20 protein-coding genes are annotated in these 24,098 nt (G+C 60.1%); 9 read left to right on the forward strand and 11 right to left on the reverse strand.

Annotation, left to right across the window (positions count from 1 at the left end):
- Nucleotides 1-33 precede the first annotated feature (33 nt).
- From AOC04_RS22155 to AOC04_RS22170, 4 genes are all read right to left on the reverse strand, one after another.
- A complete protein-coding gene (locus AOC04_RS22155; protein ID WP_060696678.1) occupies nt 34-1,008 on the reverse strand; it encodes a FecR family protein in 975 nt (324 codons plus the stop codon).
- A complete protein-coding gene (locus AOC04_RS22160) occupies nt 1,005-1,529 on the reverse strand; it encodes an RNA polymerase sigma factor (RefSeq protein WP_162232797.1) in 525 nt (174 codons plus the stop codon). The genes AOC04_RS22155 and AOC04_RS22160 overlap by 4 nt, the downstream gene beginning before the upstream one ends.
- A 203-nt stretch (nt 1,530-1,732) precedes the next feature.
- Nucleotides 1,733-2,443 carry a 3'-5' exonuclease gene (locus AOC04_RS22165; RefSeq protein WP_060696679.1) on the reverse strand — a complete coding sequence of 237 codons (711 nt, stop codon included), beginning with the start codon at nt 2,441-2,443 and terminating at the stop codon, nt 1,733-1,735.
- Entirely contained in the window at nt 2,440-4,374 is a 1,935-nt protein-coding gene (locus tag AOC04_RS22170; RefSeq protein ID WP_060696680.1) for a putative nucleotidyltransferase substrate binding domain-containing protein, read from the reverse strand. The genes AOC04_RS22165 and AOC04_RS22170 overlap by 4 nt, the downstream gene beginning before the upstream one ends.
- 273 nt (nt 4,375-4,647) lie before the next feature.
- Between AOC04_RS22170 and AOC04_RS22175 the strand changes: the two genes are divergently transcribed.
- Entirely contained in the window at nt 4,648-5,088 is a 441-nt protein-coding gene (locus AOC04_RS22175; protein ID WP_060696681.1) for a response regulator, read from the forward strand.
- Between the two features lie 69 nt (nt 5,089-5,157).
- On the opposite strand, the gene AOC04_RS22180 is transcribed toward AOC04_RS22175, so the two are convergent.
- A complete protein-coding gene (locus AOC04_RS22180; RefSeq protein ID WP_060696682.1) occupies nt 5,158-7,335 on the reverse strand; it encodes a malate synthase G in 2,178 nt (725 codons plus the stop codon).
- A gap of 370 nt (nt 7,336-7,705) precedes the next feature.
- On the opposite strand from AOC04_RS22180, the gene AOC04_RS22185 reads away from it, so the two are divergent.
- The gene (locus AOC04_RS22185) at nt 7,706-8,224 is read left to right on the forward strand and encodes a glycine cleavage system transcriptional repressor (RefSeq protein WP_060696683.1); all 519 of its coding nucleotides are present in this window, start codon (nt 7,706-7,708) and stop codon (nt 8,222-8,224) included.
- Nucleotides 8,225-8,264: 40 nt separating this feature from the next.
- On the opposite strand, the gene rarD is transcribed toward AOC04_RS22185, so the two are convergent.
- From rarD to AOC04_RS22210, 5 genes are all read right to left on the reverse strand, one after another.
- Nucleotides 8,265-9,149 (reverse strand): EamA family transporter RarD, encoded by an 885-nt coding sequence (gene rarD / locus AOC04_RS22190; protein WP_060696684.1) that lies wholly within the window; start codon nt 9,147-9,149, stop codon nt 8,265-8,267.
- Nucleotides 9,150-9,322: 173 nt separating this feature from the next.
- On the reverse strand, nt 9,323-10,297 hold the full coding sequence (locus AOC04_RS22195) for a serine/threonine protein kinase (RefSeq protein WP_060696685.1): 975 nt from the start codon (nt 10,295-10,297) through the stop codon (nt 9,323-9,325).
- A 235-nt stretch (nt 10,298-10,532) separates the two neighbouring features.
- Nucleotides 10,533-12,434, reverse strand: a complete 1,902-nt coding sequence (locus tag AOC04_RS22200; protein WP_060697009.1) for a PhoX family protein — start codon at nt 12,432-12,434, stop codon at nt 10,533-10,535.
- Nucleotides 12,435-12,517: 83 nt separating this feature from the next.
- Nucleotides 12,518-13,282 (reverse strand): TOBE domain-containing protein, encoded by a 765-nt coding sequence (locus AOC04_RS22205; protein ID WP_060696686.1) that lies wholly within the window; start codon nt 13,280-13,282, stop codon nt 12,518-12,520.
- A gap of 59 nt (nt 13,283-13,341) precedes the next feature.
- Entirely contained in the window at nt 13,342-14,082 is a 741-nt protein-coding gene (locus tag AOC04_RS22210) for a ComF family protein (RefSeq protein WP_060696687.1), read from the reverse strand.
- 89 nt (nt 14,083-14,171) lie between these two features.
- Here AOC04_RS22210 and bioB point away from each other — a divergent pair, with 89 nt between their 5' ends.
- From bioB to AOC04_RS22245, 7 genes are all read left to right on the forward strand, one after another.
- On the forward strand, nt 14,172-15,227 hold the full coding sequence (gene bioB / locus AOC04_RS22215) for a biotin synthase BioB (protein WP_060696688.1): 1,056 nt from the start codon (nt 14,172-14,174) through the stop codon (nt 15,225-15,227).
- 113 nt (nt 15,228-15,340) lie between these two features.
- Nucleotides 15,341-16,513 (forward strand): 8-amino-7-oxononanoate synthase, encoded by a 1,173-nt coding sequence (gene bioF / locus AOC04_RS22220; protein WP_060696689.1) that lies wholly within the window; start codon nt 15,341-15,343, stop codon nt 16,511-16,513.
- Nucleotides 16,506-17,237 (forward strand): alpha/beta fold hydrolase, encoded by a 732-nt coding sequence (locus AOC04_RS22225; protein WP_060696690.1) that lies wholly within the window; start codon nt 16,506-16,508, stop codon nt 17,235-17,237. The genes bioF and AOC04_RS22225 overlap by 8 nt, the downstream gene beginning before the upstream one ends.
- On the forward strand, nt 17,230-18,042 hold the full coding sequence (bioC, locus tag AOC04_RS22230; protein ID WP_060696691.1) for a malonyl-ACP O-methyltransferase BioC: 813 nt from the start codon (nt 17,230-17,232) through the stop codon (nt 18,040-18,042). The genes AOC04_RS22225 and bioC overlap by 8 nt, the downstream gene beginning before the upstream one ends.
- On the forward strand, nt 18,039-18,719 hold the full coding sequence (gene bioD / locus AOC04_RS22235; protein WP_060696692.1) for a dethiobiotin synthase: 681 nt from the start codon (nt 18,039-18,041) through the stop codon (nt 18,717-18,719). The genes bioC and bioD overlap by 4 nt, the downstream gene beginning before the upstream one ends.
- Before the next feature lie 284 nt (nt 18,720-19,003).
- Nucleotides 19,004-20,809, forward strand: a complete 1,806-nt coding sequence (locus AOC04_RS22240) for a phenylacyl-CoA dehydrogenase (RefSeq protein WP_060696693.1) — start codon at nt 19,004-19,006, stop codon at nt 20,807-20,809.
- Nucleotides 20,810-21,074: 265 nt separating this feature from the next.
- Nucleotides 21,075-22,853 carry an acyl-CoA dehydrogenase C-terminal domain-containing protein gene (locus AOC04_RS22245; RefSeq protein ID WP_060696694.1) on the forward strand — a complete coding sequence of 593 codons (1,779 nt, stop codon included), beginning with the start codon at nt 21,075-21,077 and terminating at the stop codon, nt 22,851-22,853.
- A 299-nt stretch (nt 22,854-23,152) separates the two neighbouring features.
- Here the strand turns inward: AOC04_RS22245 and AOC04_RS22250 are convergent, their stop codons facing one another.
- Nucleotides 23,153-24,052, reverse strand: coding sequence for a LysR family transcriptional regulator (locus tag AOC04_RS22250; RefSeq protein WP_060696695.1), 900 nt, complete (start codon nt 24,050-24,052; stop codon nt 23,153-23,155).
- Nucleotides 24,053-24,098 lie beyond the last annotated feature (46 nt).

Genomic DNA, 24,098 nt, shown 5'->3' on the forward strand with positions numbered 1-24,098 from the left:
AAAGTGATAGGGCTGATTGAAAATAATTTAGATTTAGTTTTTGCCGGGCCTGGCGCTGACGGTGACCCACCACGGGGTGTGCTGTTCAATCTGCACCGGTAAAGCGGGCAGCAGGGAATTGAGCGCCAGTTTGACGTTGTTCAGGGCGAAGCTGCCGCTGATGCGCAGGTCGGCCACGTCAGGGTCGACGCCCAGATGGCCGCGGTGATAGCGATTGAGTTCGCGCACCATGTCGCCCAGACGGACGTTGTCGAGGACCAGCATGCCGCGGGTCCAGGCGTCTGCTCCGGCGTTGACGGCGAGCATCTGGCCGAGGTGGTCGCGGTGCATCAGTACTTGCTGACCCTCGTTGTAGATGATTTCGTCGACGCTGTTTTCGGGATGAGCCGCGACCCGCGACTGCAATACGCTGAGGCGGGTGCCGTCGTCCTCGCGCCTCACCAGAAACCGCGTGCCCAGTGCGCGCAGGCTGCCATCGCGGGTTTGCACGATAAACGGCCGTGGGTCGCCATGGCCGGTCTGAACCATGATTTCGCCTTCTTGCAGGATGATTCGCCGCGTCGTCTGATCAAACCGCACATCGACTGCGCTGTGGGTGTTGAGGTTCAGCAGCGTGCCATCGGCCAGGTGTAACTGGCGCTGCTCGCCTGTGGCGGTGCGGTGATCGGCCATCCAGTAATCAACCGGCAGAAAGTCTTTGCCGACGAACAATGTCAGCCCGAACACCAGCGCGATGCTGGCCAGCCCGCCGCCGATTTTGCGCACCTGCTGCACGCCGTTGCGGGCCTTGAGCAAAGCGTTGCGTGCCGGGGCAGTGGCGCTGCTGAAGCGGTGGTCGAGCATGCCCAGTTGCAACCAGGCCCGCGCATGCTCTTCGCTGGCGCCGTACCACTTGCTGAATTCGGCTTGCTCTATCTCGCTGCCATTGCCGCAGTCCAGACACAGTTGCCAGGCAATGGCAGCATCCAGCACGGCTGCCGATACCGGTCTGGAACTGACCGGGCTCATGCCGGTTCGCCATACAGGGCGATGTAGCACTGGCGGATACCCTGGGCCAGGTACTGGCGCACGCGGGGCACCGACACGCCGAGGCGTTCAGCGATTTCAGCGTGGGTCAGGCCGTCGATGCGGCTATGCAGGAAGGCTGCGCGGGACTTGCTCGACAGTTTGCCGAGCAGGCGGTCGATGGCCTTGAGGTCTTCGAGGATCAGTTGCTGTTCTTCAGGCGAGGGTAGCTCGGCCTCGGGGATCAGCATCAGCTCGTTGAGGTAGGCCTGCTCCAGGGCGGCGCGGCGGAAGTAATCAAACAGCAGGCCTTTGGCAATGGCAGCCAGGAACGCCCGGGGTTCGCGGGGGGCCTTGAGGTCTGCGCGGCCGAGCAGGCGCACAAAGGTGTCCTGGCTCAAGTCTTCCGCCCGTTGCGGGCAGGCCACATTGCGTCGCAACCACGCCAGCAGCCAACCGCGATGGTCGCGGTAAAGCGCTCCAACCAGTTCACTGTGGGGGGTTTGGACTGACGACAAGGACATCACCGAAGATGAGTTTTAACTAACGATAACTATTCGCGATTGTGTCAGAGGCTATGGGCATGCGCAATTGACACTCATCGGAAGGTAAACAGCCTGTAGGAGCGAGTTTGCTCGCGAGCTCTTTGGCGCAGCCATGTAAGACTCGCGAGCAAGCTCGCTGCTACAGGTGTGAAGTCGTGCCGGTTGAGGAGTCGAGTTCGGTGTCAGAAGCTATGGGCTTGCTTGCGCCGCAGCCATTGGTTTAGCCGCTGCTGCAGGGCCAGCGGGCTGTCGATCTGTTGCGCGCGGGCGCGGCTGAACAGGATCAGCGCCAGTTCGGCTGTGGCCAGGGCGTCGGCACTGGCGTTGTGGCGGTCTTCGACTTGCAGGTTGAAGTGTCTGATCCAGTGATCAAGCCCGGCTTCACGCAGATTGACCTGCGGGCACAGCATCGGCGCCAGGGCCGCCACGTCCATGAACGGGTGCTGCAAGCGGTAGCCCAGGCTTTCTTTAAGGGCACGGCCGAGCATGTGCTGGTCAAAGGGCGCGTGGAATGCAAGCAGCGGGCTGTCGCCGACGAAGGCCATGAAGTCGAGCAAGGCATCGGCCGGATCACTGCCCGCCGCAATCGCTTCGGGGCCCAGGCCATGCAGCAACACGCTGGGAGTGAGGGGGGTGTCGGTGCGCAGCAGGGTACGTTCAAACGCCTGGCCCAGGTCTATCGCCCCATCTTCGATGACCATTGCGCCTATCGACAGCACTTGATCGCGATTGAGGTTCAGGCCACTGGTTTCCAGATCGACCACCACCCAGCGTTGTTTGCGCAGGGAGGTCTCGCTCAGCCCGGGTGTCGGCGGCAGTTGCTGAACGCGTTGCTGCTGCTCAAGGCTCAAGACCGGCTTTTTGCGTGGCAGTAACCAGGACAGCAGGCTCATAACTGATACCGCAGGGCCAGGCTGCTCTGCAGGCGCTGGGCCTGGCGCAGGGCTTCACGCAGGATGCGTCGATCCAGCTGGTTCAGGCTGTCTGGGTCGACACGGTTGGACCAGGGGCGGTTTTCCCGGCTTTGCAACTGGTGCTGTTGCATGCGGGTTTGCTGGATGAATTGGTAGGCCTCTTCATACGCCGCTCCGTCCAGCGGTTCGATCACTTCAAGGTGCACCAGCCGGCGCAGGCGTTCGAGGGTGTTGTTGGCTTCCACGCCGTGGGCCAACGCCAGTAGCCGGGCACCGTCGACAAACGGCGTGAGGCCTTGCACCTTGAGGTCCAGGGTGGCTTTGTCGCTGCCTTTGCGCTCCAGCACAAACTCGCGAAAACGCCCCACGGGCGGGCGATGGCGAAGGGCGTTGTCGGCCATCATGCGCTGGAACAAGCGATTGTCAGCCACTTGCTCAAGGATCCCGCGGCGCAGTTGCTGGCAGCCCTGTTCGTCACCCCAGACCACTCGCAGATCGAAATAAATGTTCGATGCCAGCAGGTTCTCGGGGGTTGCCTCGCGAATGAAAGCGGCGAAACGGCGGGCCCATTCGGCGCGTGCCAAGCACAGGTCCGGATTGCCGGCCATGATATTGCCCTTGCACAGGGTAAAGCCGCAGGCCGCAAGATGATGGTTGATTTGCTGCGCAACGGGCAGCAGGCGCTGGCGAATTTCGGCGGCGTGGCTAGCGTCCCTGGCCTCGAACAGAATGCCGTTGTCCTGGTCGGTGTGCAGGGTTTGTTCGCGTCGCCCTTCGCTGCCAAAACATAGCCAGCTGAACGGCACGCCGGGGTCGCCGCGGTCGGCCAGTACCAGCTCGATCACCCGGCATACGGTGTGGTCGTTGAGCTGGGTGATGATGTGGGTGATCTGGGTGGATGACGCACCATGGGCCAGCATGCGCTCTACCAACTGGCCTATCTCGCCGCGCAGGCTGATCAGGTTTTCCAGGCGGGGCGCATGACGGATGGTGCGTGCCAGATGGACCAGATCTACCCGTTGCAGCGAGAACAGGTCACGTTCGGAAACCACGCCGCACAGGCGTTGATCCTTGACCAGGCATACGTGGGCAATATGGCGCTCGGTCATGGCGATGGCCGCGTCAAAGGCGCTGTGGTCGGGGGTCAGGTAAAACGGCGCCGGGGTCATGTACAGGTCGATTGCCTGGGCGAAGTCCTGGACCCCGCTGGCCACCACCTGGCGCAGATCGCGCAGGGTGAAAATCCCCAACGGCGCTTTGCGCTCGTCGACCACCACAATGCTGCCGACTTGCTGTTCATGCATCAGGCGCACGGCTTCGCGCAGTGCGGTGTCCGGCAGGCAGGTCACCGGATGGCGCATGGCCAGTTCGCCGAGCCGGGTGTTGAGCGAATATTGAGTGCCCAGGGTCTCTGCGGCTTTTTGCTGAACCTGTTGGTTGACCTTGTCGAGCAGGCTGCTGACGCCACGCAAAGCGAAGTCGCGGAACTCGTCGGACAGGGCAAACAATTTGATAAAAGCGGGCTTGTTCAGTTGCAGGCAAAAAGTGTCTTCGGCGGCCCGGTGTTCGGTGCGGGTGGCGCGCTCGCCCAGTAGCGCGGCTAGCGGGAAGCATTCGCCGGCGGTAATTTCAAAGGTGGTTTCGGCGCCTTCACGGCCCACATGGGTCCGTTCACCCACCACCCGGCCTTGCTTGACGATGTAAAAATGATCTACCGGCCCGTCAGTCGGTCGGATGATGCTCTCGCCGGGGCCATAGAAGCGCAGTTGGCACTGCTCTACCAGGAACGCCAGGTGAGTGTTTTCCATTTGGTTAAAGGGCGGGAATCGCTGCAAAAATTGCATGGTGCCGTGAATGTTCTGCAGCACCGCAGTTTTCCCTGCCTGGAGAAACGCATCCGATTTACTCATTACCATTACCGCGTTGTTGTTATGACGGGACGGGGCGGGCCCATGGCGTGTTCTGACCCTCATGCTCGGTTGTCTGCGCGCGGGTGCCCATTGGACGTAAGTCTATGGGCACCGGTCGGGTCGAAGTTTTTGCGGGCTCGTGCGGACTTTTTCCTTGTATAACCAGATCTCAGGCTTGGCATTAATGTGATCTGAGTGCACATTGAACCGACCAAGGGATAGCCGACTTTAGCGCTGGGGTATTTGACCGGCATGACAGCTTACGAGAGCCGTATGACTGAACACGACATATTGACCGACGCCGAGCGCGAGGCCTTGAACGAGGTGATGCGAACACCCGTTCCGGAGCAGCATGTGGTGTTGATTGTTGACGATGATGAGCTGGCTTGTGAGCTGTTGGCGGAGTTTTTGACGTTGCACGGCATTGAGTGTGTAACGGCAAGCAATGAAGGTCAGGCGCTGGCGTTATTGAAGTCTGAAAAATCCATTGGGCTGATCATTACTGACTTGCGCATGGTGCCCCACGACGGCTTGCACCTGATCCGCAAAGTGCGCGCATCAGATCGGGCAAGTTTGCCGGTCATCATCATGTCGGGCGACGCCGGGGTGCGTGATGCCATCGAGGCGATGCATCTGGATGTGGTGGATTTCCTGCTCAAGCCGATTGATACCGCCAGGTTGCTCAAGCTGGTAAAGCAGGAACTGGTGTTGTAGCCCCGCACAGATTCATGCCCGAAAAAAAGCCCCGGCACATGGCCGGGGCTTTTTGTTTTGTGGCGGTTGTTACAAGCCATTCCTGGCTTTGAACTCACGACGACGGCGATGCAAAACCGGCTCGGTATAACCGTTCGGCTGTTTGCTGCCTTCGATCACCAGTTCGACTGCTGCCTGGAAGGCGATATTGCTGTCGAAGTCCGGTGCCAGCGGCCGGTACAGCGCGTCGTTGGCATTCTGGCGATCGACCACCGGGGCCATGCGCTTGAGGCTTTCAAGCACTTGCGTCTTGCTGACGATGCCGTGACGCAGCCAGTTGGCGATGTGCTGGCTGGAAATACGCAGCGTCGCACGGTCTTCCATCAGGCCGATGTCGTTGATGTCCGGTACTTTCGAACAACCAACGCCCTGGTCGATCCAGCGCACCACGTAACCCAGGATGCCCTGCGAGTTGTTATCCAGTTCGTTCTGGATCTGCTCGGGTGTCCACTGCGGGTCAACGGCCAGCGGGATGGTCAGGATGTCATCGACCGATGCCGGGACGCGTTTGGCCAGTTCGGCCTGACGGGCGAACACGTCAACCTTGTGGTAATGCAGCGCATGCAAGGCGGCCGCCGTGGGCGAAGGTACCCAGGCGGTGTTGGCGCCTGCCAGCGGATGAGCAATTTTCTGCTCCAGCATGGCGGCCATCAGGTCGGGCATTGCCCACATGCCTTTACCGATTTGCGCCCGACCTTGCAGCCCCGTACTCAAGCCGACATCGACGTTGTTGTTTTCGTAGGCGCCAATCCATTTTTCGGACTTCATGTCAGCCTTGCGCACCATAGGCCCGGCTTCCATCGAGGTGTGAATCTCGTCGCCAGTACGGTCCAGGAAGCCGGTGTTGATAAATACCACGCGCTCGCTGGCCGCCTTGATGCAGGCCTTGAGGTTGATGGTGGTGCGGCGCTCTTCGTCCATGATCCCGACTTTGAGCGTGTTGCGTGGCAGCTTGAGGACGTCTTCGATGCGCCCGAACAGCTCGTTGGTGAACGCCGCTTCTTCAGCGCCGTGCATTTTCGGTTTGACGATGTACACCGAACCGGTGCGGCTGTTTTTGCGGGTGGCCGTGCCGTTGAGGCTGTGCATCGCTGCCAGGCTGGTCAGCAGACCGTCGAGGATGCCCTCGGGGACTTCGTTGCCGTCCTTGTCGAGGATTGCATCGATGGTCATCAGGTGACCCACGTTGCGCACGAACAACAGGGAGCGGCCGTGCAGGCTGACAGTGCCGCCGTCTGGCGCGGTGTACTCGCGGTCCGGGTTCATGGTACGGGTGAAGGTTTCGCCGCCCTTGGACACTTGCTCGCTCAGGTCGCCCTTCATCAGGCCGAGCCAGTTGCGGTAGATCACCACCTTGTCGTCGGCATCGACCGCGGCGACCGAGTCTTCGCAGTCCATGATGGTGGTCAGCGCGGCTTCCATCAGCACGTCTTTGACGCCGGCGGCGTCGGTCTGGCCGACCGGGCTGGCAGCGTCGATCTGGATTTCGAAGTGCAGGCCATTGTGTTTGAGCAACACGGCCGTCGGCGCGGCAGCAGAGCCGTGATAGCCGATCAGTTGCGCAGTGTCGCGCAGGCCGCTGGCGTTGCCGTCCTTGAGGCTGACCTGCAAGGCACCCTCAACGATGGCGTAGCCCGTGGCATCAACGTGGGAACCGGAGGCCAGGGGGGCGGCTTCGTCGAGGAAGGCGCGGGCGAAGGCGATCACCTTGTCGCCACGGATCTTGTTGTAGCCTTTGCCCTTGGTGGCGCCATCGGCCTCGCTGATGGCATCGGTGCCGTACAGCGCGTCATACAGCGAACCCCAACGGGCGTTCGAGGCGTTGAGGGCGAAGCGCGCATTCATTACCGGCACCACCAACTGGGGGCCGGCCATGCGGGCGATTTCGTCATCGACGTTTTGCGTCGTTGCCTGGAAGTCTGCAGCTTCTGGCTGCAAATACCCGATGTCTTGCAAGAAGGCTTTGTAAGCCACGGCGTCATGGGCCTTGCCGGCCTGGGCCTGGTGCCAGGCGTCGATCCGCGCTTGCAAATCATCGCGTTTGGCGAGCAGTGCTTTGTTCTTGGGTGCCAGGTCATGAATAACCTTGTCGGCACCGGCCCAGAACTGGTCGGCGTCGAGGCCGGTACCGGGAATGGCTTCGTTGTTTACGAAGTCGAACAGGACTTTGGCGACCTGCAGGCCACCGACGTGAACGTGTTCAGTCATTGCTTGCCTCACTCATTTTTATTTAAAGCCTGGAGCGCTTCTTAAAACACCGCGTTGCTCATGCTGGCGGGGTTGTGCGGGGTGTAGCAGACGCCTTGGCGGACTATGTTGCAAATTATGTAGTGGTTGCCAGGGCATACTACATGATCAATTGAAGATGTGAAAATCAGACTAATCACGTCGTTCTGCGACCATTTGTACGCTATCGGTCACACAGAAGAACAGGATGTTCTCAAGAAATGTACGGGTTGTTCCAGATAATTCTAAAAACAGTACACAATTTGTTGTTCGGGGATGTTTTTGTGGGAGCCGAAGTGGCAGTTGTGGTCTTGCCTATACTCATCCGACCCCTAATAAGAGAGTCCCCGCCATGAACCATCTTGTGATTACCGTCTTTGCCCCGGACAAGGCAGGGCAGGTTGAGCGCATTGCCCAGTGTATCGCCGAGCATGGCGGCAATTGGCTGGAAAGCCGGATGTCGCGCATGGCCGGGCAATTCGCCGGGATCCTGCGCGTGGGCGTACCTGCCGAAGCCCATGATGAGTTGATCGCTGCGCTGCATGGTCTGGCCCCGGACGGGATTCGGGTGCTGATTGCCGAAAGCGGGATCGAGCAGTCGTGCACCTGGAAGCCGATTGCCATGGATCTGGTGGGCAATGACCGCCCGGGTATCGTGCGCGACATTACCCGGGTGCTGACGGAGCAGGGCGTTAATCTGGAGCGTCTGGTGACGGATGTGCGGCCCGCGCCCATGAGCAACGAGCCGCTGTTTCATGCCGAAGCCATTCTGGCGGTACCGCTGACGCTCTCGCTGGAGGTGTTGCAGGCGCGCCTGGAAACCCTGGCCGACGAATTGATGGTCGAGCTTGAGTTGCGCCCCGAGGACTAGGGGCCTTTCTCATTCAGTTTCCCGGCCGCATTGTGCCCCCCTAACCCCGGCGAAGGGTCAGCACTGCATCGAGGGTATAGACCGCCAGACCCGCCCAGATAAACATAAAGGCCATGAGTGTGGCTTCGGACAAATGCTCGCCAAATACCGAGACCGCCAGAATCAATACCAGTGTCGGTGCGATGTACTGCATAAAGCCCAGGGTGGTGTAGGGCAAGTGCCGTGCCGCGGCGTTGAAACTCACCAAAGGGATCAGGGTTGCCGGGCCTGCAGCTACCAGTAACCAGGCTTCTTTAGTGCTCCAGAACTCGGCATGGGCACTGTTGGCCTCGGGGTGCATAAGCAGCCAGCCAATGGCGATAGGCACCAGAATCCAGGTTTCGACCACCAGCCCCGGCAGCGCCTTGACCGGCGCCTGCTTGCGGATCAACCCGTAAAAGCCAAAGCTCAGTGCCAGCACCAGTGACACCCACGGCAGGCTGCCGACTTGCCACACCTGTTGTGCAACCCCGAGGGCGGCAAGCCCTACGGCCATCCATTGCAGGCGGCGCAGGCGCTCGCCCAGCAGCAACAGGCCGAGCAATACGTTGACCAAGGGGTTGATGTAGTAACCGAGGCTGGCTTCCAGCATGCGGTCGTTATTGACCGCCCACACGTAGGTCAGCCAGTTGGCCGCGATCAACAGCCCGCTGATGGCCAGTACACCGAGGCGTTTGGGGTTGTCGCGCAGCTCTTGCCACCAGCCCGGATGCTTCCATACCAGCAGCAACAGCGAGCCAAACAGCGCAGACCAGAGCACCCGGTTCACGATGATCTCGGCCGCGGGGACGCTGGCGAGTAGTTTGAAGTAGAGCGGGAAGATGCCCCAGATGATATAGGCGCTAAGGCCTAAAATGTACCCGCGACGCGGGTTGGCGGCTTGCATGCAGAATCCTTGCTTAGGCAACTAACTGATACGGAACAGCCCAAGAGTGTAAGCAGGTTTTACAGAGTGCGAGCAAAGTTTTTGTAGGGGCGAGCTGTTCGTTTTCGGGTAAAAGCTCGCGAGCAAGCTCGCTCCTACAGAACAAGCTCGCTCCTACAAAAGTCGGGGGCGGGTCAGAACAGCTTCAGCGGTTCTTCATTGAGTGCCGACAGTTGTTCGCGCAAGGCCAGCACTTGGTCGCCCCAGTAGCGCTCGGTGCCAAACCACGGAAAGCTGTGGGGGAACGCCGGGTCGTCCCAGCGGCGTGCCAGCCACGCGCTGTAGTGCATCAGGCGCAAGGCCCGCAGCGGTTCGATCAGCGCCAGTTCGCGCGGGTTGAAGTCATGGAACTCGCTGTAGCCGTCCATCAGTTCTGACAGCTGGCCCAGGCACTCCTGACGATCACCGGCCAGCATCATCCACAGGTCCTGCACCGCAGGGCCCATGCGACAGTCGTCGAGGTCGACGATATGGAACACCTCATCGCGGCACATCATGTTGCCGGGGTGGCAATCGCCGTGCATGCGGATGTTGGTGTGCGGGGTGGCGGCGTACACATCTTCGACGCGCTTGAGCAGGTCACGGGCCACCGACTCGTAGGCCGGTAGCAGGCTGCGCGGAATGAAGTTGCCTTCGAGCAGGGTGGTGAGCGAGTCGTGGCCAAAGTTCTTCACGCCCAGCGCTTCGCGGTGTTCAAACGGCTTGGTCGCGCCTACGGCATGCAGGCGCCCGAGCAGTTGCCCCAGACGGTACAGCTGGTCGAGATTGCCGGGCTCCGGCGCACGGCCGCCCCGGCGTGGAAACAGGGTGAAGCGAAAGCCGGCGTGTTCGAACAGGCTCTGGCCGTTGTGGATCATCGGCGCGACCACCGGGACATCACAGTCGGCGAGCTCGAAGGTAAAGCGGTGCTCTTCGAGGATGGCTTCGTTGGTCCAGCGTTGCGGTCGGTAGAATTTGGCGATCAGCGGTTCCGAGTCTTCGATGCCGACCTGGTACACGCGATTTTCGTAGCTGTTGAGCGCAAGCACGCGGGCATCGCTCAGGAAACCGATGCTTTCGACGGCGTCGAGCACCAGATCAGGGGTAAGTGTTGCAAACGGATGAGACATGCTGACTCCTGCGCGCAGCAGGCTGCCGCGTCCGGCCATGCATGTTAGCGCAGACCGGGAACGATCTGGCACTAAACCTTGTGGCTGGCGGCCAATGGGCCTCTTTGTGGGAGCTGGCTAATGGGCAGGCGTGAGGGAGCTGGCTTGCCAGCGATTCAGGCACAACGCCGGGTCTGGGGTTGTGCGGTGATGCTTTCGCCGGCAAGCCGACTCTCACAATAGAGCCGGCGTTGCATCAGGCGCCGACGATGCCGCCGTCTTCGCGGCTGATGGCCATGACCGAGGAGCGCGGTTTACCGTCGGGCAGGTGCTCGGGGAAGGTGGAGCCACCGTTTTCACCGGGATGCTGGATGCCGACAAACAGCGTCTTCTGGTCAGGGGAGAAGCTGATGCCTGTTACCTCGCAGCCAACCGGGCCGACCATGAAGCGGCGGATTTCGCCGCTGACCGGATCGGCGCAGAGCATCTGGTTATTGCCCATGCCGGCAAAGTCTGCGGCGTTGCTGGCATCGCCGTCGGTCAGGATCCACAGGCGTCCGGCGTCATCAAAGCCCAGGCCATCGGGGCTGTTGAACATGTTTTGCGCAGTGATATTGGACGAGCCGGCTTTGGGCTGACCGGCATGCACCACCGGGTTGCCGGCGACCACAAACAGGTCCCAGTCGAAGGTGTCGGCGCCGTGATCGCCGTTGTGGGCTTTCCAGCGCAGGATCTGCCCGTACACATTCTTCTCCCGGGGGTTGGGGCCTCCGACCGGTTGCCCGTCTTCGCCGCGTTTGGCGTTGTTGGTCAGGGTGCAATAGACCTGGCCGTCCTTGGGGCTGACCACGATCCATTCCGGGCGATCCATGCGTGTGGCATTTACCACGCTGCCAGCCAGGCGTGCATGAATCAGTACGTCGCCCTGGTTGGCGAAACCGCTGGCCGTATCGACCCCGTTTTTGCCATGGCTCAATTCCACCCACTGCCCCTGCCCCCTTGGCAGGTCGGGGTTTTTGTCGCCGTCGTCAAAACGGGCAACGTACAGGGTGCCGTGGTCCAGCAGGTCGCGATTGGCCTTGGGGTCTTTATGGTCGATCCGGTCGCGGCTGATGAACCGGTAGATAAATTCGCCGCGTTCGTCGTCGCCCATGTAGACCACCGCTCGGCCGTCTGTGGTTTCGGCCAGGGCTGCGTTCTCGTGCTTGAAGCGGCCCAGCGCAGTGCGTTTGACGGGCATGGAGTGCGGGTCGAACGGGTCAATTTCGACCACCCAGCCGTGGCGATTGAGCTCGTTGGGATTGACCGCCAGGTCGAAGCGCGGGTCATGGGGGTGCCAGTTGATTTCTTTGCTGGCGGCCACTGCGCCATAACGTTTTTGCGCGGCGTCGAAGCTTTGTTTTGGATCGGAGCTGCCAAAGCAGTCGGTGAAGTTCTCTTCACAGGTCAGGTAGGTGCCCCACGGGGTTTTGCCATTGGCGCAGTTCTGAAAGGTGCCCAGGGCAAGGGTGCCGCTGTGGTCGGCCCCGGTGCGCAACAAGGCATGACCGGCCGCCGGCCCGCCCAGACGGATCGGTGTATTGCCATGTACGCGACGGTTGAACGGCGAGCCCTGGGCGAACTGCCAGCCGTTGCCGGTACGACGGATTTCGATGACCGATACCCCTTCGCTGGCCTGGGCTTTTCGCACGTCTTCAAGTGAGGCGGGCATACCGCCATGGGGGTACAGGTAGCGATAGTTGGTGTATTCGTTGTTGATGGCCATCAGCGCACGGTTCGGGTCATCGGGGAAGGCAAACAGGCTCATGCCGTCATTGTTGTCGCCGAATTGCACTTCCTGGGCCTTGGCCGAACCGTTACCGCTGGGGTCGAACGCCGGGCCTGCAGCGTGCAGTGGCTGGCCCCAGCTGATCAGTACGCTGGAGCGATAGCCGGGTGGCAGGCTGATGCTGTCAGTGGTGGCCGCCTTGATACTGTCAAAACCCAGCAATTGGCTGGAGGCGGCGCTGATGCCGGTCGCCATGGCGCTACGGCTCAGCAGGCCGCCGCCCAAAAACATGGCTGCACCGCACAAGGCGCCGGCACCGATAAAGCTACGCCGGCTAAGGCCGATGATTTGCTCAAGGTCAGTGAGTTGATCTTCTTTTAACAGGGTCATGACAGGCTCGGCTCGCAGACGGTTTTGGCAGTCACCATAAGCAGCGGGCATGACAGCAATGTTTCAAACCGCAGTCCTGACCTTTACACAGGGGTGCCCAGCAACACCAGCGACGGCGAAAACTGCACCTGCGTCGCGCTGCCCGCCTTGAGCCCCAGTATTTCGAGGTGTTGCGGTTCGCTCAGGGCGCACAAAACCTGGCCGCCGGAGAGGCTGAAGCGCACTTCGCTGGGGCCGTCTTCGGCGTGGAGGATCTGCTCAATCTGCCCCTGCAGATGATTGTGCTCAGGGGTCGGTGTCTGACTGGCATCGATCACTTGCAGCCAGCCGGCCTTGATCAGGGCCACCACCGGGCTGCCCACAGCCAGCTCCAGGCGCAGGGTACTGTCGCGGGTGATTTGCGCGTGCAACGTCAGGCCGCCCGACAGTTCGAGCTCAATCATGTCGTTATGGCCATGACTGGCGATGGCGATCACGCTGCCGCGCAACTGGTTGCGGGCGCTGGTTCTGAGCATCAGGCGGCCCAGCAGGTCGAGGTCTTCGGCATCTTCGGCGGCGTCCAGCACCTGGCTCTGCAATATCTGCAGGCGCTGGTAAAGGCGCAGCACCCGCTCACCGGCGTCGGACAGTCGCGCGCCGCCTCCGCCTTTGCCGCCAACACTGCGTTGCACCAGCGCCGTTTGCGCCAGGTTGTTCAGTTCATCGATGGCGTCCCACGCAGCCTTGTAGCTGATGCCCGCGCTTTTGGCCGCAGCAGTGATCGAGCCCTGTTCGGCAATGTGCTGTAACAGCGCAATTCGCTGCGGGCGGCGGACCATGTGTTGTGCAAGCAGGGTGGGCAGGTGCATGACGGCGGATTCGCTAGACGGGTCGAGCCGCGCAAAGTGCCTGCTAGACCCGGGGGCCGTCAAGGTGCGCCTTCAGGTTTCGGGGTACGGGCCAGGCAGTACACGTCGACCCTCCGTGCCCCGGCGTTGAGCAGCAGACGAGCCAGACTTTGTGCAGTGGCCCCGGTGGTCAGTACGTCATCGACCAAGGCCAGATGCAGCCCCTTGACCTGCGTCCCCGGTGCCAGGGCAAAGGCTTGCAGCAGATTGCGCTTGCGGATTTTGGCGCCCAGCGCCTGTTGCGCAGGGGTGTCCCGGGTGCGCAGCAGCCAGTGCTCGCACCTCGGGATACTCAATTGCGCACTGAGCCAGTGACAGAGCATTGCCGCCTGGTTATAGCCACGTTGGCGCAGACGCTGAACGGACAGCGGTACCGGCAGCAAAAAGTCGGGTCGCTCCTGGCCGCAGTTGAAGCGATCAAGCAGGCATTGGCCGAGAAGTTCGGCCAACAGTCGGCCATAGGGCCATTTACTGTTGTGCTTGAAGCGTACGATGAGGCTGTCGACCGGAAAATCGTACGCCCAAGCTGCATGCACTTGCTCGAAGGCAGGCGGTTGCTTGAGGCAATGACCGCAGATAAGCCCAGACATTGGCAAGGGCAAGGCGCAGCGCTGGCAGCTCTCGCCCAGCCAGGGCAGCTCCAGTTCACAGGCGCTGCAGATCGGTAAAGCGCTCTCGGTAACTTCATCGCAGAGTAAACAGGTGTGGTTATTAAATAACCAGATGTCAACCGATCTAATCCAATGTGGTTGACAGTTCATGTCGCATCCTTAAACATGCCGGGCATCCGTGCCGTGCCTGAAGCGCTTGCTTCAGGTTCAAGTCAAAGCATAAATCAAGAGAAACGCCGATGAGCGCCAGCACCCTTGCCAACTTGCGACATGATTGGTCCTTAGCCGAAGTTCGCGCCTTGTTTGTTCAGCCATTCAATGACCTGCTATTTCAGGCCCAGACTGTTCACCGCGCACATTTCGATGCCAATCGGGTGCAGGTTTCGACGCTGCTTTCGATCAAGACCGGGGCTTGCCCGGAAGATTGCAAATATTGTCCGCAGTCGGGCCACTACAACACCGGCCTGGCCAAAGAGAAGCTGATGCAGGTGCAAGCCGTGCTTGAAGAGGCGGCCCGGGCCAAGGCGATCGGAGCTACCCGTTTCTGCATGGGCGCAGCCTGGAAACATCCTTCGGCCAAGGACATGCCCTACGTGCTGGAAATGGTCAAAGGGGTCAAGGCGCTGGGGCTGGAAACCTGCATGACCCTGGGCAAGCTGGACCAGGAGCAAACCAGCGCACTGGCTCACGCCGGGCTCGATTACTACAACCACAACCTCGACACCTCGCCCGAGTTCTACACCAGCATCATCACCACCCGCACTTATAGCGAGCGTCTGCAAACCCTGAGTTACGTGCGCGAAAGCGGGATGAAAATCTGCTCCGGCGGGATTCTAGGCATGGGTGAATCGCTGGATGACCGGGCCAATCTGCTGATCCAGCTGGCTAACTTGCCCGAGCACCCGGAATCGGTGCCGATCAACATGCTGGTGAAAGTGGCCGGTACGCCAATGGAAAACGCAGAAGATATCGACCCGTTTGATTTCATCCGCATGCTGGCGGTGGCGCGGATCATGATGCCGCAGAGTCACGTGCGGCTGTCGGCCGGGCGTGAAGCGATGAATGAGCAGATGCAGGCGCTGGCATTCTTTGCCGGGGCCAACTCGATTTTCTACGGTGACAAATTGCTGACCACGGCCAACCCGCAGGCTGACAAGGACATGCAGCTGTTCAGCCGCCTTGGCATCCTGCCCGAGGCCCGCGAAGACCATGCGGATGAAGTGCATCAGGCGGCCATTGAGCACGCGCTGATGGATCAGAAATCCAGCGAACAGTTCTATAACGCTGCGGTTTAAACCCGAGCCCCACCCTCTGCAGGAGCGAGCTCTTAAACGGCTCGCGAGCAAGCCCGCTCCTGCAGGGGCCGCTCGCTCCTGCAGGTTGTGCGCCATCTGTTTTCGAGGCCAGCATGTCTTTTGATCTGAACGCCCGTCTGGCCGCGCGTCGTGCCGACAATCTATACCGCCAGCGTCCATTGCTTGAGAGCCCGCAAGGGCCGCAGGTGGTGGTCGATGGTCAGCCGTTACTGGCTTTTTGCAATAACGACTATCTCGGTCTGGCCAATCATCCCCAGGTCATCGAAGCCTGGCAGGCCGGCGCATCGCGCTGGGGAGTGGGCGGCGGGGCATCACATTTGGTGATCGGCCACAGCGCGCCGCACCATGAGCTGGAGGAGGCGCTAGCCGAGTTCACCGGTCGCCCGCGGGCGCTGTTGTTCAGCAATGGCTATATGGCCAATCTGGGCGCAGTTACCGCTTTGGCGGGGCAGGGCGATACGGTGCTTGAAGACCGTCTCAATCATGCTTCGCTGCTGGATGCAGGCTTGCTGAGCGGTGCGCGTTTTAATCGTTATCTGCATAACGACGTACTCAGTCTGGCCGCGCGGCTGGAGAAGGCCAACGGCAATACGCTGGTGGTAACTGATGGCGTGTTCAGCATGGACGGTGATTTGGCCGACCTTCCCGCACTGACTCGCCAGGCCAGGGCCAAAGGCGCGTGGCTGATGGTCGATGATGCCCACGGTTTCGGTCCTTTAGGGGCCAATGGCGGCGGGATTGTCGAGCACTTCGGCTTGGGTGTGGACGATGTGCCGGTGCTGGTCGGCACCCTGGGTAAGGCTTTCGGCACCAGCGGTGCATTTGTGGCCGGCAGTGAAGAGCTGATTGAAAGTCTGATTCAGTTCGCCCGGCCCTATATTTACACCACCAGTCAGCCGCCCGCGCTGGCCTGTGCCACGCTGAAAAGTCTCGAGCTGTTGCGCACCGAACATTGGCGCCGTGAACACCTCAACCAGTTGATTGGCCAGTTCCGGCGTGGCGCCGAGCAGATTGGCCTGCAGCTGATGGAGAGTTTCACGCCGATCCAGCCGATCATGATTGGCGACAGTGGCCGGGCAATTCGTTTGTCGCAGATGTTGCGCAAGCGCGGGCTGATGGTGACGGCCATTCGTCCGCCAACGGTGCCGGCAGGCAGCGCGCGATTGCGCGTGACACTGTCCGCCGCGCACACGCAGGCGCAGGTGCAGCTATTGTTAAATGCACTCGATGACTGTTGGCGCAAGCTGGAGCCCGACCATGCGTGATCGTCTGATTTTGCTGCCCGGCTGGGGCCTGGGGGTTTCACCACTGGAGCCCCTGGCTGCAGCGTTGCGGGGCCTGGACGAGCACTTGCGGGTTGAAATCGAACCGCTGCCGGTGCTGGCGTCGACGACCCTGCAAGACTGGCTCGATGAACTGGATGCCACTCTGCCCGACAACGTCTGGCTGGGTGGCTGGTCGTTGGGCGCGATGCTCGCCACGGAGCTGGCTGCACGCCGGGGTGATCGTTGTTGCGGGCTGGTGACTCTGGCCAGCAACCCGAGTTTCGTCAGCCGTGACGATTGGCCAAGCGGGATGCCGGCCTCGACCTTCGAGCCCTTCCTCAGTGGTTTTCGCGAAGCGCCCAACACCACCCTCAAACGCTTTTGTCTGTTGTGCAGCCAGGGCTCGGCCGAGCCTCGTGCATTGGCCACCCAGCTGTTGAGTGGCGCACCCAAAGCGCAACCGGACATCCTGCTTGCAGGCCTGGAGTTACTGGGCAAGCTTGATACGCGGCGTGCCTTGCAGGCGTTCAACGGGCCGCAATTGCATTTGTTTGCCGGGCTTGACGGGTTGGTGCCGGTACAGGCGGCAACTGACATGCTGGCGCTGTTACCTGATGTCGAAGTGGGTCTGATTGAACAGGCCTGTCATGCCTTCTTACTGGAAGCTCCCCACGAATTGGCGGCGGCGATCCAGGCTTTTTTACATGAGTCGGGTGATGACTGATCTTGGTTTTGCAACCCCCGCCAATTGCTTGCCGGACAAGCGTCAGGTGGCGGTTTCGTTTTCCCGGGCCGCGGCCAGCTACGATAGCGTTGCTGAGCTGCAGCGCGCAGTTGGTCATGAACTGGCCGCCCGTTTGCCGGCCGATCTGAAGCCGCAGCGGTGGCTGGATCTGGGCAGCGGCACAGGCTATTTCAGCCGGGTGCTGGGCCAGCGTTTTGTTCACAGCGAAGGCCTGGCGCTGGACATCGCCCAGGGCATGCTGGCGTTCGCCCGGCCTCAGGGCGGAGCGCATCACTTTATTGCCGGGGATGCCGAAAGCCTGCCGCTGCAATCGGGCAGTTGTGATTTGATTTTTTCCAGCCTGGCGCTGCAATGGTGTGCCGATTTCAATGCCGTGCTCAGCGAAGCCCATCGGGTGCTCAGGCCCGGAGGAGTATTTGCCTTTGCCAGCTTGTGCGTGGGTACATTGAGGGAGTTGCGTGACAGCTGGCGGGTGGTCGATGGCCAGGTCCACGTCAATCGCTTCCGTGAGTTCGAAACGTATCAACAGCTGTGTGCCGAAAGCCCCCTGGATGTGCTCGGCTTGCACAATCAGCCGCATGTGCTGCACTACCCGCAAGTACGCCAGTTGACCCATGAGTTGAAAGCCCTGGGGGCCCATAACCTCAACCCCGGCCGCCCTGAAGGGTTGACCGGCAGGGCGCGGCTTCTGGGGTTGGTGGGTGCTTACGAACAGTTTCGTCAGCCTCTTGGATTGCCGGCGACGTATCAGGTGGTCTACGGGATTTTGGAGAAAACGCGATGAGCCCTGCGTACTTCATTACAGGCACCGACACCGACGTTGGTAAAACCACGATTGCAGCAGGTTTGTTGCATGCTGCACGCGAGGCCGGATTGAGCACGGCGGCGGGCAAGCCGGTGGCTTCGGGCTGTGACAACACCCCTCAAGGTTTGCGTAACGCCGACGCGCTGGCGCTGATGGCAGAGTGTTCGATCCAGCTCAGCTATGACGAGGTCAACCCCGTGGCATTCGAACCGGCTATCGCTCCGCACATTGCTGCGCGCGAAGTCGGTGTGGTGTTGACGGTGAAATCGTTGTTGTTGCCCATGCGCCAGATTTTGGCCCGGCAGGCGGATTTCACCCTGATTGAAGGCGCCGGAGGCTGGCGCGTGCCGCTGTCCGGGCAAGACAGTTTGTCGGATCTGGCCCAGGCACTGGATCTGCCGGTGATTCTGGTGGTGGGCGTGCGCCTGGGGTGCATCAGCCATGCCTTGTTGACGGCCGAGGCGATTGCGCGGGATGGTCTGCAACTGGCCGGTTGGGTGGCCAACATCATTGGGCCGAAGACCTCCCGGCTTGAAGAAAACCTCGCCACCCTGGCTGAGCGCCTTCCGGCGCCCTGCCTGGGCCGTGTGCCAAAGCTCAAGAGCGCCTCGGCACAAGCGGTGGCCGAGCATCTGCAGCTGGATTTGCTGGACTAAGCCCTGTTTCCCATGTGACTGCTCCCTTGTGGGCGCTGGCTTGCCAGCGATCCTGGGGGGCGGGTGTGCCTGTGCCCAGGCGCTGATGAAATCGCCGGCAAGCCGGCTCCCACCGTTCGAGACAGGCCCCATATAAACGCGTTGCTGATATGCCAAGACGAACGGCGGCATAGCGCTGCTTGACAATAAATGGGCGTAAACGTATGTTTCAAACACCTGTTTGACCGCCATAACAAATCCACGCGGTTGTTCATCCCCGGATTCATCAGCAGAGGTTTATCGCTATGCCTGACTACAAGGCCCCCTTGCGTGATATTCGCTTCGTTCGTGACGAACTGCTCGGTTACGAAGCGCACTATCAGAGCCTGCCGGCTTGCCAGGACGCTACTCCAGATATGGTTGATGCCATTCTTGAAGAAGGCGCCAAGTTTTGTGAGCAAGTGCTGGCACCGCTGAACCGCGTGGGTGATATCGAAGGCTGCACCTGGAGTGAATCCGGGGTTAAAACGCCTACCGGCTTTAAAGAAGCCTACAAACAATTCGTTGAAGGTGGCTGGCCTAGCCTGGCTCACGACGTAGAACACGGCGGCCAGGGCCTGCCGGAGTCTCTGGGTCTGGCAGTCAGTGAAATGGTTGGTGCGGCCAACTGGTCGTGGGGCATGTACCCGGGCCTGTCCCACGGTGCGATGAACACCATCTCCGAGCACGGCACTCCCGAGCAGCAGAACACTTACCTGAGCAAGCTGGTGACTGGCGAGTGGACCGGCACCATGTGCCTGACCGAATCGCACTGCGGTACCGATCTGGGTCTGTTGCGTACCAAGGCCGAACCTCAGGCTGATGGTTCGTACAAAGTTTCGGGGACCAAGATTTTCATCTCGGCCGGCGAACATGACATGGCCGACAACATCGTCCATATCGTTCTGGCCCGCCTGCCGGATGCACCGGCCGGCACCAAAGGTATTTCGCTGTTTATCGTGCCCAAGTTCCACGCTAACGCCGATGGCAGCATCGGTGAGCGCAACGCGGTGTCCTGTGGCTCCCTTGAACACAAAATGGGCATCCACGGTAACGCGACCTGCGTGATGAACTTCGACGGCGCTACAGGTTTCCTGATCGGCCCGCCGAACAAAGGCCTGAACTGCATGTTCACCTTTATGAACACGGCACGTCTGGGCACCGCTTTGCAGGGGCTGTCCCACGCCGAGATCGGTTTCCAGGGTGGTTTGAAGTACGCTCGCGACCGTCTGCAAATGCGTTCGCTGACCGGGCCTAAAGAGCCTGAAAAGGCCGCTGACCCGATCATCGTCCACCCGGACGTACGTCGTATGCTGTTGACCATGAAGGCATTCGCCGAAGGCAACCGTGCGATGGTTTACTTCACCGCCAAGCAAGTCGACATCGTGAAATATGGCGTTGATGAAGACGAGAAAAAGAAAGCCGATGCATTGCTGGCCTTCATGACTCCAATCGCCAAGGCGTTCATGACTGAAGTCGGTTTTGAGTCCGCCAACCACGGTGTACAAATCTACGGCGGCCACGGCTTTATCGCTGAGTGGGGCATGGAGCAGAACGTTCGCGACAGCCGCATTTCGATGCTGTACGAAGGCACCACCGGTATTCAGGCACTCGACCTGCTGGGCCGCAAAGTGCTGATGACTCAAGGCGAGGCGCTTAAAGGCTTCACCAAGATCGTGCACAAGTTCTGCCAGACCAACGAAGGCAACGAAGCCGTTCAGGAATTCGTGACACCGCTGGCTGCACTGAACAAGGAATGGGGTGAGCTGACCATGAAGGTCGGTATGGCAGCCATGAAGGACCGTGAAGAAGTGGGCGCGGCCTCGGTCGACTACCTGATGTATTCCGGCTATGCATGCCTGGCGTATTTCTGGGCCGACATGGCGCGTCTGGCAGCTGAAAAACTGGCTGCGGGCACGTCCGAAGAAGCGTTCTACAAAGCCAAGTTGCAGACCGCGCGCTTCTACTTCCAGCGCATCTTGCCGCGTACCCGTACGCACGTTGCCACCATGCTGTCGGGTGCAGGCAACCTGATGGACATGAAAGAAGAGGACTTCGACCTGGGCTACTAAGCCCCGGCCAGTCATCTGCAAAAGCCGCTTCTCCTCAGGGGACGCGGCTTTTTTATTTTGTACGTACCCCTTGTTGCAGGGGCGAGCTTGCTCGCGAGCTTTTAAACAAACAGCTCGCGAGCAAGCTCGCTCCTGCAGGTCGTGACTTAAGTATTGTGTCTGGTCACAGCTTGACCCTATGTATCGCTATCGTCGTTAAGTTAGACTGAGTTCCGGTTTCAACTGCCCGTTCGGGCTTCAACGTTTACAGATTACGAGGTTTGCCATGGCTGATTACAAAGCGCCCCTGCGCGATATGCGCTTCGTCCTCAATGAAGTTTTCGAGGTTGCTGCTCTTTGGGCGCAATTGCCTGCATTAGCTGAAACCGTCGATGCTGAAACTGTTGAAGCCATTCTCGAAGAAGCGGGAAAGGTCACCGCCAAAAGCATCGCGCCGTTGAGTCGCAGCGGCGACGAAGAAGGCTGCCACTGGAAGGACACCGTGGTGACGACACCTGCCGGTTTCGTCGACGCCTACAGAACCTACGCTGAGGGCGGCTGGGTCGGCGTGGGCGGCGCCCCGGAGTTCGGCGGCATGGGCATGCCCAAGTCGGTGTCGGCCCAGGTCGAAGAGATGATCAACTCCTCCAGCCTGGCTTTCGGTTTGTACCCGATGCTGACGGCCGGAGCCTGCGTATCGATCAACGCTCACGCCAGCGAAGAATTGAAGGCCACTTACCTGCCGAATATGTACTCGGGCGTGTGGGCGGGCTCCATGTGCCTGACTGAACCCCATGCCGGTACCGATCTGGGGATTATTCGCACCAGGGCCGAGCCTCAGGCAGATGGTTCCTACAAAGTCAGCGGCACCAAGATTTTCATCACCGGTGGTGAGCACGACCTCACGGAAAACATTATCCATTTGGTTCTGGCCAAACTTCCCGATGCGCCCGCCGGGCCTAAAGGCATTTCGCTGTTTCTGGTGCCCAAGTTCATGGTGCATGCCGATGGCAGCCTGGGTGAGCGCAACCCGGTTACCTGTGGTTCCATCGAACACAAAATGGGGATTCAGGCTTCAGCCACCTGCGTGATGAACTTCGACGAAGCCGTCGGTTATCTGGTGGGCGAGCCTAACCGTGGGTTGGCGGCGATGTTCACCATGATGAACTACGAGCGTCTGGGCGTCGGCATTCAGGGCCTGGCTTCGGGCGAGCGTTCGTATCAGAACGCTGTGGAATACGCCCGCGACCGCCTGCAAGGGCGTGCGGCAACCGGCGCTCAGGCCAAGGACAAAGTGGCTGACCCGATCATCGTTCATGCAGATGTGCGCCGCATGCTTTTGACCATGAAAGCCTGCAACGAAGGCGGACGTGCCTTTTCGACCTACGTTGCCAACCAGCTGGATATTGCCAAGTTCAGCGAAGACCCGGCGGCGCGTGAGCGGGCCGATGCCCAAGTGGCTTTGCTGACGCCTGTGGCCAAGGCCTTTTTGACTGATCTGGGGCTGGAAACCACTGTGCATGGCCAGCAAGTGTTTGGCGGGCATGGCTATATTCGGGAATGGGGCCAGGAGCAACTGGTGCGTGATGTGCGCATCACGCAAATCTACGAAGGCACTAACGGTATTCAGGCGCTGGATCTGGTCGCCCGCAAAATCGTCGGCAACCGCGGGGCTTACTACCGCTTGTTTGCCGACGAAATTCGTCAGTTCATCGCCGCGCAATCCAGCAGCCTGGACGAATTTACCCAGCCTTTGGCTGCAGCTCTGGACACGCTTGACCAGTTGACGGCCTGGGTCCTGGAGCGCTCGCAAAATAATCCGAATGAAATCGGCTCGGCCTCGGTCGAGTATCTGCAGGTTTTTGGCTACACGACCTATGCCTACATGTGGGCAATGATGGCCAAGGCTGCTTTGGGCAAGGAGTCGCAAGAAGCCTTCTATGTCAGCAAACTGGGCACTGCACGCTTCTACTTCGCGCGTCTGCTGCCACGTATTGACTCGTTGAGTGCGTCCGTGAAGGCCGGCAGCGAATCGCTTTACCTGCTCGACGAAGCGCACTTCTAAAGTCTTGTCAGGGCAATGTAAGCATTTGCTTACATTGCGTACTGCCAATCGCCCATATCGCCAGATTGGATCCATGGGTAATCTACTTATCAGGGACGTAGAGCAGGAAGCTCAAAGCAACAACAGGGACACGTAGGATTCTGCCAGGAAGGCGGAGTGAAAAGGATGTCAGGGAAACAGTCTGCAAAACCCCGCCTAGGCGGGGTTTTCTTTTTTGTGCGTATGGATTTTGATGCGCCTGGCAATTCCCGACTTATGGCCGCTGGCAAGCCAGCTCCCACAATGAATGAGGCGAAGGGCTACAGTGTCGCGTCTTTGCGATGCGTCACTTCCTCCAGCAACGTGCGCAGTAGTTCAAGAGTCGCCTGCTGGCGCTGTACATCACGGCATACCAACCCTACTTTAAGCGGCACGCGCGGTTCACTGAGCGGCTTCCAGAGCAATGCCTGATTGTCGTGCTCGTGTCGCGAGCGCCCTGGCAAGACCGTCGCGAGCCTGGTATGGGGCAAGCTTTCGAGAATCCCGGCCATGGTGTTCAGTTCAGCCTGAACCTGTGGGCGACGGCCCAGGCTTGCGAGCTGGCTCTTCCAGATCTGGCGCACCTGAAATTCTTCCCCCAGCAGCAACATTGGCAGTTCTGCAGCCTGCGTCAGTGACACCTTCTTGAATTCGCGCAACGGATGATCGGCCGGGATTACCAGTTGCAACTCGTCTTCGTACAGCAGTAAGCCGTGTAGCCCGGGCTGACGTGGCGGCAGGTAGCTGATACCGATGTCGAGTGACCCATTGAGCAGGCGCCGTTCGATCTCGATGCCCGTCAGTTCATATATCTGCACCACCAGATGCGGCTGGGCCTGGCGTACTCGCTCAAGCATCTGCGGCACCAGGCTGGTGTGCACGGTTTGCAGTACACCGATGGCAATCGTGCGCAACGCCTGGCCCTGGAAGTTGCTCAGTGCCTCTTTGGCCCGTTGCAAGCCATCGAGCAACGGCAAGGCATGGTTGTACAACGTGTGGGCAGCCAGGGTCGGCAGCAGGCGTTTGCTGCTGCGTTCAAAGAGGCTGACGTCGAGGTTGTGCTCCAGGTGGCGTATCTGCTGGGACAGCGCCGGCTGTGAGATGGACAGGCGCTCTGCAGCACGTCCTACATGACCTTCCTCGTAGACCGCGACGAAATAACGCAGTTGCTTAAAATCCATAAGTATTACTTATCGAAAATGCTTAAAAAACGAAATGGCTCAAAGG

This window comes from Pseudomonas versuta, assembly GCF_001294575.1.
Taxonomy (GTDB): domain Bacteria; phylum Pseudomonadota; class Gammaproteobacteria; order Pseudomonadales; family Pseudomonadaceae; genus Aquipseudomonas; species Aquipseudomonas versuta.

Coding starts and splice junctions, on each gene's coding strand:
- AOC04_RS22155 (WP_060696678.1), bottom strand. CDS start 1,008: ATGAGCCCGGTCAGTTCCAGACCGGTATCGGCAGCCGTGCTGGATGCT.
- AOC04_RS22160 (WP_162232797.1), bottom strand. CDS start 1,529: ATGTCCTTGTCGTCAGTCCAAACCCCCCACAGTGAACTGGTTGGAGCG.
- AOC04_RS22165 (WP_060696679.1), bottom strand. CDS start 2,443: ATGAGCCTGCTGTCCTGGTTACTGCCACGCAAAAAGCCGGTCTTGAGC.
- AOC04_RS22170 (WP_060696680.1), bottom strand. CDS start 4,374: ATGAGTAAATCGGATGCGTTTCTCCAGGCAGGGAAAACTGCGGTGCTG.
- AOC04_RS22175 (WP_060696681.1), top strand. CDS start 4,648: ATGACTGAACACGACATATTGACCGACGCCGAGCGCGAGGCCTTGAAC.
- AOC04_RS22180 (WP_060696682.1), bottom strand. CDS start 7,335: ATGACTGAACACGTTCACGTCGGTGGCCTGCAGGTCGCCAAAGTCCTG.
- AOC04_RS22185 (WP_060696683.1), top strand. CDS start 7,706: ATGAACCATCTTGTGATTACCGTCTTTGCCCCGGACAAGGCAGGGCAG.
- rarD (WP_060696684.1), bottom strand. CDS start 9,149: ATGCAAGCCGCCAACCCGCGTCGCGGGTACATTTTAGGCCTTAGCGCC.
- AOC04_RS22195 (WP_060696685.1), bottom strand. CDS start 10,297: ATGTCTCATCCGTTTGCAACACTTACCCCTGATCTGGTGCTCGACGCC.
- AOC04_RS22200 (WP_060697009.1), bottom strand. CDS start 12,434: ATGACCCTGTTAAAAGAAGATCAACTCACTGACCTTGAGCAAATCATC.
- AOC04_RS22205 (WP_060696686.1), bottom strand. CDS start 13,282: ATGCACCTGCCCACCCTGCTTGCACAACACATGGTCCGCCGCCCGCAG.
- AOC04_RS22210 (WP_060696687.1), bottom strand. CDS start 14,082: ATGAACTGTCAACCACATTGGATTAGATCGGTTGACATCTGGTTATTT.
- bioB (WP_060696688.1), top strand. CDS start 14,172: ATGAGCGCCAGCACCCTTGCCAACTTGCGACATGATTGGTCCTTAGCC.
- bioF (WP_060696689.1), top strand. CDS start 15,341: ATGTCTTTTGATCTGAACGCCCGTCTGGCCGCGCGTCGTGCCGACAAT.
- AOC04_RS22225 (WP_060696690.1), top strand. CDS start 16,506: ATGCGTGATCGTCTGATTTTGCTGCCCGGCTGGGGCCTGGGGGTTTCA.
- bioC (WP_060696691.1), top strand. CDS start 17,230: ATGACTGATCTTGGTTTTGCAACCCCCGCCAATTGCTTGCCGGACAAG.
- bioD (WP_060696692.1), top strand. CDS start 18,039: ATGAGCCCTGCGTACTTCATTACAGGCACCGACACCGACGTTGGTAAA.
- AOC04_RS22240 (WP_060696693.1), top strand. CDS start 19,004: ATGCCTGACTACAAGGCCCCCTTGCGTGATATTCGCTTCGTTCGTGAC.
- AOC04_RS22245 (WP_060696694.1), top strand. CDS start 21,075: ATGGCTGATTACAAAGCGCCCCTGCGCGATATGCGCTTCGTCCTCAAT.
- AOC04_RS22250 (WP_060696695.1), bottom strand. CDS start 24,052: ATGGATTTTAAGCAACTGCGTTATTTCGTCGCGGTCTACGAGGAAGGT.